At 38.4% G+C, this 13,165-nt stretch carries 9 protein-coding genes; 5 read left to right on the top strand and 4 right to left on the bottom strand.

The window, feature by feature from the left end; genetic code table 11:
* Positions 1 to 6 precede the first annotated feature (6 nt).
* On the top strand, positions 7 to 216 hold the full coding sequence (locus tag QHG54_RS00045) for a cold-shock protein (protein ID WP_317993517.1): 210 nt from the start codon (positions 7 to 9) through the stop codon (positions 214 to 216).
* A 330-nt stretch (positions 217 to 546) separates the two neighbouring features.
* Positions 547 to 1,749 (top strand): pyridoxal phosphate-dependent aminotransferase, encoded by a 1,203-nt coding sequence (locus QHG54_RS00040; protein WP_406604209.1) that lies wholly within the window; start codon positions 547 to 549, stop codon positions 1,747 to 1,749.
* Between the two features lie 828 nt (positions 1,750 to 2,577).
* Here the strand turns inward: QHG54_RS00040 and QHG54_RS00035 are convergent.
* Together QHG54_RS00035 and trxB are read right to left on the bottom strand one after the other, a co-directional pair.
* The gene (locus tag QHG54_RS00035; RefSeq protein ID WP_317993519.1) at positions 2,578 to 3,483 is read right to left on the bottom strand and encodes a LysR family transcriptional regulator; all 906 of its coding nucleotides are present in this window, start codon (positions 3,481 to 3,483) and stop codon (positions 2,578 to 2,580) included.
* Positions 3,484 to 3,518: 35 nt separating this feature from the next.
* Positions 3,519 to 4,472: a thioredoxin-disulfide reductase gene (gene trxB, locus QHG54_RS00030; protein ID WP_317993520.1), complete on the bottom strand. Its 954-nt coding sequence runs from the start codon at positions 4,470 to 4,472 to the stop codon at positions 3,519 to 3,521.
* Positions 4,473 to 4,785: 313 nt separating this feature from the next.
* Between trxB and QHG54_RS00025 the strand changes: the two genes are divergently transcribed.
* Positions 4,786 to 6,180 carry a TrkH family potassium uptake protein gene (locus QHG54_RS00025; RefSeq protein WP_317993521.1) on the top strand — a complete coding sequence of 465 codons (1,395 nt, stop codon included), beginning with the start codon at positions 4,786 to 4,788 and terminating at the stop codon, positions 6,178 to 6,180.
* Between the two features lie 861 nt (positions 6,181 to 7,041).
* Here QHG54_RS00025 and QHG54_RS00020 read toward each other — a convergent pair.
* Together QHG54_RS00020 and greA are read right to left on the bottom strand one after the other, a co-directional pair.
* Positions 7,042 to 8,100 carry a glycosyltransferase family 4 protein gene (locus tag QHG54_RS00020; protein WP_317993522.1) on the bottom strand — a complete coding sequence of 353 codons (1,059 nt, stop codon included), beginning with the start codon at positions 8,098 to 8,100 and terminating at the stop codon, positions 7,042 to 7,044.
* Positions 8,101 to 8,106: 6 nt separating this feature from the next.
* Entirely contained in the window at positions 8,107 to 8,580 is a 474-nt protein-coding gene (greA, locus tag QHG54_RS00015; RefSeq protein ID WP_317993523.1) for a transcription elongation factor GreA, read from the bottom strand.
* Between the two features lie 336 nt (positions 8,581 to 8,916).
* On the opposite strand from greA, the gene QHG54_RS00010 reads away from it, so the two are divergent.
* Both QHG54_RS00010 and uvrB read left to right on the top strand, forming a co-directional pair.
* Positions 8,917 to 9,237: an SH3 domain-containing protein gene (locus QHG54_RS00010; RefSeq protein WP_317993524.1), complete on the top strand. Its 321-nt coding sequence runs from the start codon at positions 8,917 to 8,919 to the stop codon at positions 9,235 to 9,237.
* Between the two features lie 243 nt (positions 9,238 to 9,480).
* The gene (uvrB, locus tag QHG54_RS00005; protein ID WP_406604208.1) at positions 9,481 to 11,793 is read left to right on the top strand and encodes an excinuclease ABC subunit UvrB; all 2,313 of its coding nucleotides are present in this window, start codon (positions 9,481 to 9,483) and stop codon (positions 11,791 to 11,793) included.
* Positions 11,794 to 13,165 lie beyond the last annotated feature (1,372 nt).

The following is a 13,165-nucleotide window of genomic DNA, read 5'->3' as shown; positions in this document are numbered from 1 at the left end:
TTTCCTATGTCTACAGGAACAGTTAAGTGGTTTAACGCAACAAAAGGTTTTGGATTTATTCAGCCTAGTGATGGGAGTGCGGATGTGTTTGTGCACATTTCCGCCGTTGAACGTTCTGGTTTAAACAATCTTAATGAAGGACAAAAAGTTTCTTATGATGTTCTTCAAGATCGCCGTTCAGGAAAATCTGCTGCTGGCAACCTTGCAGCTCTTTGATTTTTAAATTCTGCTATATTTATTTGAAAATCCTCACCTATAAAGGTGGGGATTTTTTGTTTTTTATAAAAACAGAATTTACTTTTATCCAAATACTGACTATTCTTCTTACACAATTATGAAAATGCACTTACCCCTCTTCTTAAATCTTTTTATAAACACAAAAAACAGCTTCCTTGTAAAAACCTAAAAAGTATCAAAATAAAATCTATATCTAAAACAAAATTTCCTAAGAGTTTTTCCGCAATTTTTTATTGCATACAATGTAATCTCTTATAGAATACCCTCAAATCAACAGTCATTTGCTTATGTCATATAAGGAATTCAACTATGACTTTTATCGCCGATAGGCTTTCTCATATCAAACCTTCTGCAACAATCGCTGTTTCCCAAAAAGCACGTCATTTGAAAGCTTTAGGCCGTAATGTCATTGCTTTAAGCGCCGGAGAACCAGATTTTGATACACCCGACAATATAAAAAATGCTGCCATTGAAGCTATTCGACGCGGAGAAACAAAATACACACCCATCTCTGGTATTCCAGAATTACGCCAAGCGATTGCTGCGAAATTTAAAAGAGAAAATAATCTCAATTATAAACCAGAGCAAATTATTGTTGGAACTGGCGGCAAACAGATTCTCTTTAATGCATTGATGGCAACTTTAAATAAAGGGGATGAAGTCATTATTCCATCGCCTTATTGGGTAAGTTATCCGGAAATGGTTACCCTCAACAGTGGCACCCCTGTCTTTGTCGAAACAAAAGCTGAATTTTCTTATAAACTTCAACCAGAAGAGTTAGAAGCTGCCATCACTCAAAAAACCAAGTGGTTCATTTTTAACTCTCCTTCAAATCCATCAGGTGCTGCTTATACGCATGACGAATTAAAAAAACTAACAGACGTTTTAATGAAATATCCTCATGTGTATATCCTCACCGATGATATCTATGAACATCTCACATATGAAGGTTTTACCTTTGTCACTCCAGCTCAGGTAGAACCAAAACTTTACGACCGTACACTCACAATGAATGGTGTTTCTAAGGCCTACGCTATGACGGGTTGGCGAATCGGCTATGCGGGTGGTCCACAAGAATTAATTAAAGCCATGGATACTATTCAAGGCCAACAAACGTCTGGCACAAGCTCTATTTCACAATGGGCAGCTGTCGAAGCACTCAATGGCCCACAAGACTTTATCACTCAAAACAAAAGTGTTTTCCAAACACGCCGTGATCTTGTTGTTTCCATGCTAAACCAAGCACCCGGCATTCATTGTCCAACGCCGGAAGGTGCCTTCTATGTTTATCCTTCCTGTGCAGAACTCATTGGGAAGAAAACCCCAGAAGGTAAAGTAATCACTCATGATGAAGACTTTGTAATAGCGCTTCTGGAAGCAGAATCTGTCGCTGTAGTCCATGGGTCTGCTTTTGGACTTGGGCCAGCTTTTCGTATTTCTTATGCAACATCAGAAAAATTGCTTGAAGAAGCTTGCTTACGTATCCAGCGCTTTTGCAATAATTTGCTTTAAAATTCTGGGCATTGTCTGTTGCTACGGTTTTGTTGCCGAAGTGCATCTGAGAGATCTTCGGTTATCGGGTTATAGTAAATAAATTAAGTTTTGTAAAAAATGTCTGCCAGCAAGACCGCATAGCTATATATGCCATGAATAGGATCAAAAAAAGTCTCAAGCAGCCTATTCAAACGGGTGGGACACAACTAATTTTAGAGATGATATTTGCACAGAATATATCTCTGTCTTCTTTCTCAATATATCTCTGTCTTCTTTCTCATATTGAAATATATACCCGTGTCTGTTTTAGCTTTATGATTTTAAAATGACTCTTTTCGAATTTTACAACCGCATTAAATTATTATCATCTTAACTGTGTTACACACGCCCGTAAAGCCCGCACTTTTCGATTAAATTTGTGATGCTAAAGGAAATGTAATATTTGTAAATATCATGTTTTCCTAATCAAACTTTTTTATTTCACAATAACTATTATAATCCCCAATATTCCCCTCAAAACTTCTCATCAAGTTTGAGTGTCTGTAAAAAATTTTAGGACATGCATAAAACTTTTGAATTTTCTCTTTATGATATTCTAATATAGCCTGATTTTCAAACATCACTTCAGATAACTAAAAAAAAAGCCGGACAAATGCCCGGCAAATTTGGAAAATCCCCAGAGATAAAATCAATCTGATAGATCTTCGTAAGGGAACACTCAAGAAAATGCAATGGGAGACAACATAATCAAGAGATAATATTGTATGTCATTTTATAAGGAGAAGCACAATAAAAACTTAAGCGTATCTGCTATGCATTAAACACATAGCTTAAAATACCACATCACTAAAAAGACCACTGACGTGCTTTCAAAAAAATATAATCTCGAAAAGCATTCAGCTTTGCCAAATTCTTTAAAGCATAAGGATAACAAAAAAAAGTATCAAAGGAAGGAATATCAACCATATCAGGGAAAAGACGCACAAGGCGTTCATCATTATTTACAATATAATCGGGAAGCACAGCAATACCAAGATCACGCATGAGCGCATTCTTGATTGAAATAATATTATTGATTCGTAGTACGGAAGTGCGCAAAGATCCATCACTTCTACCAGCCTTTTCCAACCAATTTAAACCAGATAAATAATGAGGAACAGGTTCACCGAATGAAATAATACGGTGCGCATCTAGCTCAGACATTTTTTCTGGTTTGCCATAATTTGCAATATAATTTTCCGAAGCATAAACATGCATATGAATTGTAAATAATTTTCTTTGTATAAGATCAGGTTGTTGAGGTTGATGTAAACGAACAGCACAGTCTGCATGACGCATCGTCAGATCAAGTTCTTTATCATCAAGCAAGAGTTGAATCCGCATATCCGGATAAAGACTTAAGAATTCCGGCATACGTTCTGCAAGCCATCCAGCCCCCATCCCGTAGGTTGATGTGACACGCAAATTCCCTTCTGGTTTTTCACGGCTTTCACTTAGCTGCGAGCGCGCACTTTCAAGCTTCATCAAAACATCATGAGCAGTACGATAGAGAATTTCACCTTGCTCTGTTAAGATCAAGCCACGCGCATGACGCTGAAACAAAGATACACCGACCTCTTGCTCTAAAGCTGAAACCTGTCGTGAAATTGCTGATTGTGATAAATGAAGCCTTTGCGCTGCATGCGTAAAAGAACCTGCTTCTGCCGCAGCATGAAAAACCCTTAACTTATCCCAATCCAATGGTGATGTCACAATTTTGCCTCTAATTTATTTACCATTTTGAGGGCTTATTCTTGAAGATCTAAGAACCGTTCTGCTTCCAGTGCTGCCATACATCCCCTTCCAGCGGCTGTTACAGCTTGGCGGAATGTGTCATCCGCTACATCTCCTGCAGCAAAAACACCAGCAATGCTCGTTGCTGTTGAATCCGGAGCTGTCCATAAATAACCACCCGGTTTTTGTTTTAATTGTCCTTCAAACAAAGAAACAGCTGGATCATGCCCGATGGCAATAAATACCCCATCCGCATTCACCTTAATTTTTTGACCAGTTTTAACATTTTTAAGATGTGCACCTGTTACAACAGCCCCCATTGAATCCTGCGCTGGCAAACCAACAATTTCTTCTACCACATGGTCCCAAATAATACGTACATTATTGCAAGCAAACAACCTATCTTGCAAAACTTTTTCTGCCCGAAAATGATCTCGGCGATGAACGACGCTTACACTTTTAGCCAAATGCGATAAATAAAGAGCTTCTTCAACCGCTGTATTCCCCCCTCCCACAACAATAACATCTTTACCACGATAAAAGAAACCATCACATGTAGCGCAAGCAGAAACCCCGCCCCCCATAAACGTCTGTTCACTCTCCAAACCAAGCCAGCGCGCCTGCGCGCCCGTTGCAATAATGAGCGCATCACAACAATATTGCTTTCCTGAATCTCCGTATAAAATAAAAGGGCGTTTTGATAAATTAGCCTTTGTAATAATATCATAAACAATTTCCGTGCCCATATTTTCGGCTTGTTTTGCCATTTGCTCCATCAACCATGGTCCTTGAATTGGATCAGCAAAACCTGGATAATTTTCAACATCGGTTGTAATTGTCAACTGTCCACCCTTCTGCAATCCAGTCACCAAGACCGGTTTGAGTATTCCTCTCGCCGCATAGATCGCCGCTGTATAACCAGCTGGACCAGAGCCAATAATAAGCACGCGAATATGCGATTGCACCATAGAATCCCTTTCATTTTTTATGACTTAACTATTTTCTAAATTATAACGAAATGCATCCTTAAAAAAAAGATTTTTCAACAGCCTAAATTATGATGTATATGTATTTCTTCTTTTCAAGTTTGGTGAAAAGGTTTAATTGCCGATTCATCAAGGCGTGCTTAATGTAGAAATTAATCTTTATCCTATAAAGAGAAAAAGGTAAATTCTTATGAGCATAAAATCGTAACAAAAAGTAATATAGAGATAGGGAACAACCATTTTTCAATTTATTATCAATGTCTGTGCACGTTTTGCGTTAATCATGGGAGGAGCGATGCTTCTGCCAATTTTTGTCGATTTGCACGACAATAACCGTGATTGGATAATCTTTCTCTATTCTTGCGCTATAACCACTATGCTAGCAACCCTAATTCTTTTGGCAACCAAGGGTGCTACTTGTCGTTTTTCAGCGCGGCTTGGCTTCACGCTTACCGTTTGCCTTTGGTTAACAGGAAGCATCGTTGGCGCTTTACCTCTTTATCTTTCCCATCTTCCACTTTCTTTAGCAGGAGCAATTTTTGAATCCGTCTCTGGAATTACAACCACAGGCTCCACAGTGATCACTGGACTTGATAATTTATCGCGAAGTATTTTGTTATGGCGTTCTATCATATGCTGGATTGGAGGCATTGGCTTCATCGGTTTAGCCCTCTTGCTTTTACCTTCACTGCGTGTTGGAGGAGTGCAGCTTTTCCATATGGAATCATCAGATAAATCCGAAAAAATATTGCCCCGCATCAACCAGATTGCGAATGGAATTATCATAGCTTATGTTGGACTCACATTTGCTTGTATGCTCTCCTATTTTGCTTCTGGCATGAGTTTATTTGATGCCATCAATCACGCAATGAGCACAGTAGCAACAGCTGGTTTTTCAACGCATGATGCTTCCTTTGGCTATTTTTCTGATAAGCCAGCCATCTTAATTGTTGCAACAATCTTCATGTTGCTTTCTGCTTTACCCTTTGTACTCTATGTTAAATTAGTGCTTCCTGGCCGTTCAAAACGCTTTCTTGATCCGCAAGTGATCGTTTTTCTCAGTATTGTTTTCCTCTTTAGCTTTGCTTTAGCAGCATGGTTGCGTTTTCATGATCATCGCACCTTTCACTGGATTTTTCTGGATGTAATTTTTCACCTCTCATCTATCATTAGCACCACTGGCTACAGCGCTGAAGATTATCAACTTTGGGGTCCTTTTGCGCTTGGAATTTTCTTCATTATTTCTTTTACCGGCGGCTGTGCTGGTTCTACCTCTGGCGGTATGAAAATTAATCGCCTCATTATCCTTTGGCGTATTACACAAACAAATATAGCACAACTTCTTTCTCCTAATGTAGTGCTAAAAGCTCGCTACGATCATTCAAATATATCTACCGATGTTGCCAAAGCAATTTTATTTTTTGTCTGTCTTTATACGTTCTGCCTTATTATCGGTACTGCACTTTTGCTTACAACCGGTCTTGACTTTACGACTGCTTTTACAGGTGTCTTAACCGCCCTTTCAAATATTGGACCAGGTTTTGGAGGCATTATTGGCCCTGCTGGCAATTTCTCTAGCATAAATGACAATGCATTATGGTTTTTAAGTTTTCTGATGCTAGCTGGACGTCTTGAAATTATAACCATATTTGTGCTTTTTATCCCCGCTTTTTGGCGTGAGCAATTTTAATGCATGGCATTTAAGTTTGTAATGAAATGTACATTAAAAATTTAATCTTCTTCAATTGATGGAAAAACTTTTAAAGAACTTCAAACGAGCAAATTATATCAGCAATACAAAGTTATCGCCCAAGTAGAATCTCCATCGCCCTTTTGGCGCATCAACTGTTTAAAATACATGCAACGAATTAAAAACTATCTAGTATTACTCAAGAGCTTTTACACCAGACAAAGCCTTAGAACACTCTGCTTTATACATCTTCCTCATTAAAGAAGAAGTGGATCATAATAACATCTCTATATTTCTACCATGAGTCTATCATTAAGATAAAAACAGTGATAATTTTTAGTAAAGATATTTTTTCATTACGGTGCACTTGAGTTGAATTTTTATTATATTGAAAATATACACTACCACTTTCGCCACTAGAGCAATACCAATAGCTTCAATAATATAGTCTCAAATATAGCCTCATGAAAAGAGTACCACACTCTATTCTCAAAAGAAGATAAAGTATCTTATTGCTTTTGCCCATACACTTGGTGTCACAAAACCAACAATACAAGATTCACAGCGCCAAATTTCCTCTAAAATCCTTGGATTTGAAGGTTTTTAAACATTATTCTCTGCCCCCAATGACTGGAATAAAAAACACCTACCCCGCACCTCCTTTATCACAATTCCCACATCACTCTAAAAGTATAAACTTCCGAGCCTTTGCAAAAGCTTTGAGAGCTCATTATCGTATCAAAACATGTCCAACTTTGTGAAATAATATTTGTATGATTAGCTGTCCACTTAAATATTCATCTACAAAAACCTCTAAGGGTGGCGCATTTTATCCACTTCTCAAGAAAATTCCTGGCATATTTAAAGTGCTTTTTCCGCTAACATTGTCTCGTAAATGCTCCCAATTGCAGCTGCCTCCTTTTCTAAAGGAAAGTGGTCACAAACGTGGGCTCGAGCTCTTTTCCCTGCCACTAATGTTTTTTCCACATCAGCAAAATAGGGCTCAATTGCAGTTGTTAAAGCAGGAGCATCTCCTGCTTTAACAACTGTTCCTGTTCCTTCTACTACCAGTTCTTTAAAAACTCCCACATCACTGGTCACCACAGCCGTCTGAGATGCCATTGCCTCCAAGGGTGTTAAACCAAAACCTTCCATACGAGAAGGTGTCACATAAAGTGACAAACGACGATACCACAAAGGTGTATCGAGCACTTCTCCAAGAAAAATAATGCGATCACTCAAACCGGCTTCAGCAATTTTCTGACGCAATTTTGTTTTAAAATTATAATGTTGTTCTGTAGTACGACCAGCTATAAGCGCTGTCCATTCAGGATAACGTGGCAATAATGCTATCATTGCATCCACAAATAAATCAGTACCCTTTAAGTAGCGCACGCGTCCAAAACACCCTACTGCATATTTTCCGGGGTACCCAGACGAAGAAAAACGATCATCACTCGTTTTTGGTGGTGAAAAACGCCTAACATCCACTCCATGCATGATAACCTGATGAGGCACCTCTAGATAAGTTCCTGTACATACACTCGTAGCAATAACCTTATCCATACGACGAATCAACCATTTGGTAAAAGGTTTATGATGGCGTCGAGATGCTGATGTAAAAATCAATTTAAGCTTCATTCGCAAAATATCGCGCAAAAAAACCCCACAAAGCATCTCAATATTGCGCCGTGCATGCCAAATACGAAATGGTTTACCCACCGGGCTTTTCCAAAGCCCGAAAAGGTCTTTAAAGGCAAGAGTTGGCAAGTTTTTTGGCAACCCCACTCCAAAAGTGGATATACGTATACCCTGCTTTCGCTGTAATGGAACAAGTTGAATAACTGTGGAGGTTACGCCTGACAAACGTTTCTTAAAATGAGGAACAATTATATCGGTCTCTTGCAAAACAACACGCATAACAATTTAGATATATTGAACTTCAATAATTTCGTAATTATGTGCACCACCTGGTGCATTCACTTCAATCACATCGCCCTCTTGTTTGCCAATGAGTGCACGTGCAATAGGTGAAGAAATAGAAATTTTTCCAGTTTTTACATCAGCTTCTTGATCACCAACGATCTGATAAACCTTTTTTTCTTCAGTATCCTCATCCAAAAGCTTGATAGTAGCTCCAAACTTAATCTTATCGCCTGAAAGACGCGAAACATTAATAACTTCCGCCCGCGCAATATAGTCTTCAAGCTCATTTATGCGCCCCTCATTATGACTTTGCGCCTCTTTAGCGGCATGATATTCGGCATTTTCTGACAAATCACCATGTGCTCGCGCCTCAGAAATCGCTTCAATAATTCGTGGACGTTCCTGTTGTTGGCGCCAACGTAACTCTTCTTTAAGATTTTCAAAACCAGCTGTAGTCATCGGAACTTTTTCCATAATCCGTCCCTTTCTGTTACACGGAAGGTTTAATAAAAACAAAAAAAACAGCTTCCAAAATTACTTTTGGAATCCGAAAACCATAATTTTCTTTATTATATAGTACAGCATCCCTATTTTCCATATAAAAATAACAATGGGATACAAAGCATTCACCGAAATTATATTTAGAAAGTCTAATATTTGGAGGCTTAAAATATCCAACCGCACTCCTCTATCTCTAAAGGGTAAAGAAGAAACAATTGTATTTTTTTCTGTTTTATCATAGCCTAACGAAAGAGATCTTGTATAAAGAGAGAAGGAAGAGAAATCTCTGAAGAAATCCTCTGTGGAAAAATGAAAAATTTAGCAATTTTTTTTGTGTTTGTTCCTTTCTTTCTAGCTACAATAGTATCCAGAGCTGCGGATGCCATTGTCACGAGAAATCTTAATTTTAGAATGGGACCAAGCACTCAGTATAAGCTTTGCGGTTTAATCCCTGCAGGGGAATTGGTATTTGTCAAAATCTGTAAAGGGAACTGGTGCCACATTAGATATAATGCCCAAACAGGTTGGGTATCATCTCGTTACCTGTCATTTAAAGACGGAAATGATCTTTATCACACATACACAATACTTTCAGTAACAAATCACAGTACGGACAGCCATTCTCCATAACGGCCATGGTGAATACAAACGCCCTTCTGAACATTATCATAATGCAGGAAAAATGTTGGACACGAACCATTACAAATATCACCATACTCAAACCATCCAAGAAAACTGTCTCAGAAGGTTAATGAAATATCCAATAATCCGGAACAAAACTGCTCAGGAACATTTTGCCGTTACCGCGATTAAGTTGCAAAACTCGATATTTTCTTCAACACCGCAAACACTTTTATATCAAAGGATGCAACAATGAAAAATGGTGTCACAGCAACAGTGGAAGCTCTTTCTGCACTCATTGCCTCAGGGAATCCTCTTTTTAAGAATGGCACATTATGGACACCCCACCGTCCTATTCATCCTGAAAAATCTGAAGGTGGCATTCCATTTCAACTCGAAACATCCTTTGAACCTGCTGGAGATCAACCTAAAGCAATTAAAACCCTCGTTGAAGGAATCGAGAAGAATGAGCGTACTCAAGTGCTTTTAGGTGTTACTGGCTCAGGAAAAACCTATACAATGGCCCAAATTATTGAAAAAACACAGCGCCCAGCTTTGATCTTAGCACCAAATAAAACTCTAGCCGCGCAGCTTTACGGAGAATTTAAAAGCTTTTTTCCCCACAATGCCGTCGAATATTTTGTTTCTTACTATGACTATTATCAACCAGAAGCCTATGTTGCACGCTCTGACACTTACATTGAAAAAGAATCCTCTATTAATGAGCAAATCGACCGTATGCGCCATGCTGCAACACGCGCTATACTTGAACGTGATGACGTCATTATCGTCGCATCTGTATCGTGTATTTACGGGATTGGTTCAGTAGAAACCTATACTGCCATGACCTTCCAAATGCAAATAGGTGATAGGCTCAACCAACGGAAATTACTAGCGGACTTAGTCTCGCAGCACTACTATCGACAAGAGATCAACTTCATTCGTGGTTCCTTTCGTGTCCGAGGAGATACAATCGAAATTTTTCCTGCCCATCTTGAAGATCGTGCTTGGCGTATTTCACTCTTTGGCGATGAAGTGGAAACAATTACGGAATTTGATCCTCTAACGGGTCAAAAAACAGGCGACCTCCAATCTATTAAAATTTATGCCAACTCACACTACGTAACACCACGTCCAACACTAAATCAGGCAATAAAGTCAATCAAAATGGAACTCATTCAACGTCTCGATGAATTAAATGCAGCTGGACGCCTTTTAGAGGCACAACGTTTAGAACAACGCACAATTTTTGATTTAGAAATGTTGGAAACTACCGGCTCGTGCGCTGGAATCGAAAATTATTCACGCTATTTAACAGGACGAAAACCCGGTGAGCCACCACCAACCTTGTTCGAATATATTCCAAACAATGCTCTTGTTTTTATCGATGAAAGCCATGTAACCATTCCTCAAATTGGAGGCATGTACCGAGGCGACTTTCGAAGAAAAGCAACCCTAGCAGAATATGGCTTTCGCCTTCCCTCTTGTATGGACAATCGTCCTTTACGCTTTGAAGAATGGGATGCCATGCGCCCGCAAACTATTGCCGTCTCTGCAACACCAGGACGTTGGGAAATAGAACAATCTCATGGCACTTTTGCTGAACAAATTATTCGCCCAACAGGACTTGTTGACCCACCAACAGAAGTTCGCCCAGCCCGCAATCAAGTCGACGATGTTGTAAATGAAATTCGTACAACAATTCAAAAAGGCTACCGTACATTGGTAACTGTTCTAACGAAGCGTATGGCTGAAGATTTAACAGAATATCTCCACGAACAAGGTATTCGCGTACGCTATATGCACTCTGACATTGATACATTAGAACGTATTGAAATTCTTCGCGATCTGCGGCTCGGTGCTTTTGATGTTTTAATCGGTATCAACCTCCTCCGAGAAGGCTTAGATATTCCAGAATGCGGTTTTGTCGCTATTCTAGATGCCGACAAAGAAGGCTTTTTGCGCTCTGAAACTTCGCTCGTACAAACAATTGGACGCGCTGCACGCAATGTAGATGGCCGTGTTATCCTCTATGCCGATACAATCACTGGCTCTATAGAACGAGCTTTGCAGGAGACACAAAGACGCCGACAAAAACAAATAGCCTACAATGAAAAGCACCATATTACACCGACAAGTATCAAAAAAAATATCGGCGATATTCTCAATTCAGGATATGAAAATGACCACATTCGTAACGATATCCCTGATTTTATTACGAAAAAAAATACAGTTGGCAACAATTTAACATCGCATATCCAACATCTCGAAAAATTAATGCATGAAGCAGCAGCCGATCTTAACTTTGAAGAAGCAGCGCGACTTCGTGATGAAATTAAAAAGTTACAAAAAATAGAATTGGCAATTGCGGACGATCCCTTAACACACCATAGCAACCAATTCACCCATGAGCCTATAATACAATCAAGCCTTTTCACTAAACCAGATCTTGATCATATGGGACCAACCACAGATACTGGCATTTTAAAGAGTCGGCAGACAAAAAGAAGATCTCATAAAAACACTCTGAATGAAAAAACAAAGAAAAAATCCTACCTCAAATGATCTAAACACTCAAAACACCTATAATATATCTTAACTTCTCTAAAGATCTCGCTAAAATGACCAGCAATAGAACAAAAATGGATATTCGAATTTAGCTAAAAAATAACGTAAAAAAAATTTTACAAAAAATGCTTCAAATATTGTTTTTTTCAAACAATCTTATCTCATTTTAGCATATCAACCCATTAAACTAACACCTGAAAGCTATAAAAACTCTCTCAGCATATTTCTAAACTCTAAGTTCTGTACCCCTCACGCCCTAAGTCAAAGGATAATTGAAGGATAGGTTAACAATCCCCAAAAAGAAGAAACTTTTTATCCAATTGCCAGAAAAACTGTCTGAAATGATTGAATTTATTGCAAATCACCTCCAATAAGGTAGCATTTAGCTTTCGATAAGGTAACATTTCTTTGCAAAGATGTGCATCATCATTCTGCAGTGTTTTCTTACTTTGTACGGGAAAAAAGACAGAGATGCACTTTTTCTTCCTCACTCCTTCTCCCCGTGCATTTAAACATAACCTCTGTTAGCAATACCTTGTGTATTTTTATCCCCTTCAACAAACTGATGTGCTTGAATCATATTATTCCAGTTCGCCAGAGTGAAACAAAACATAAAGATCGAACTAAGGCATCTATCACGGCATGACTCTTCGTGATAAATCTTCTCTCCTTCTTCCCAAAGCCTCCCTTTCATGCTGACCTTATCTTTAAGTTTGGTATAGGAATAAGCTCAAAAAGGGTGCATCTATCCCCATAGCTTTTTCATCATACCCCATAGCCTTTGGTAAGCACTTATCAAAAACGGATAAGGGGCTCCCTTTCTGATACTAGGATATAAGGTTTAGAGATGCTAGATAACTTGCCTAAGGATAAGACGAAGCTCTCACTATTTTAAAATACCATAATTACCTTCAACAAAACGACGGGATAAAATTTTAAAACCTCATGCATATCCCAGTAACTTATCCTCAATGAAGGATAAATCTTTTGCCAACTCTCTGCACTTTAATGTCTTACTTCTCACCAATAACGCTCCTATTCTTTAAAAATGAAACGTTCCCATTATTCCACCTTTAATCTCAAACCTTAACGAAGGACACAGAACCTAAACCAGCTAAAACAAATAAAAAATATTTTTCATTATAAAAATGACCTACATACAATTTAAAGTAGAATTTTTAAGTATTAGTCTTACAAAATTTATCGCAACATCATAAGCACATGATACTAAAGACAATATTTTTTTAAACTTCTGTTGTTTATCTCTTATCGAAGAAAATAATACAAAAAATATTCTCCAATGAAGGATTTTATCCCCATAGTAAAAAAACAGTATTTATAAATACGAGCTTATAGATTAAAATGTGAG

Origin of the sequence: Bartonella gliris, from assembly GCF_045277155.1 — a bacterium.
Taxonomy (GTDB): Bacteria; Pseudomonadota; Alphaproteobacteria; order Rhizobiales; family Rhizobiaceae; genus Bartonella; species Bartonella gliris.
Note: the sequence above shows the minus strand (reverse complement) of the source record. Positions and strands in the feature narration are given on the sequence as shown.

Bases quoted from the DNA above. Each gene is read 5' to 3' on its own strand.
- QHG54_RS00045 (WP_317993517.1), top strand. From the start codon at position 7: ATGTCTACAGGAACAGTTAAGTGGTTTAACGCAACAAAAGGTTTTGGA.
- QHG54_RS00040 (WP_406604209.1), top strand. From the start codon at position 547: ATGACTTTTATCGCCGATAGGCTTTCTCATATCAAACCTTCTGCAACA.
- trxB (WP_317993520.1), bottom strand. From the start codon at position 4,472: ATGGTGCAATCGCATATTCGCGTGCTTATTATTGGCTCTGGTCCAGCT.
- QHG54_RS00025 (WP_317993521.1), top strand. From the start codon at position 4,786: ATGCTTCTGCCAATTTTTGTCGATTTGCACGACAATAACCGTGATTGG.
- QHG54_RS00020 (WP_317993522.1), bottom strand. From the start codon at position 8,100: ATGCGTGTTGTTTTGCAAGAGACCGATATAATTGTTCCTCATTTTAAG.
- greA (WP_317993523.1), bottom strand. From the start codon at position 8,580: ATGGAAAAAGTTCCGATGACTACAGCTGGTTTTGAAAATCTTAAAGAA.
- QHG54_RS00010 (WP_317993524.1), top strand. From the start codon at position 8,917: ATGAAAAATTTAGCAATTTTTTTTGTGTTTGTTCCTTTCTTTCTAGCT.
- uvrB (WP_406604208.1), top strand. From the start codon at position 9,481: ATGAAAAATGGTGTCACAGCAACAGTGGAAGCTCTTTCTGCACTCATT.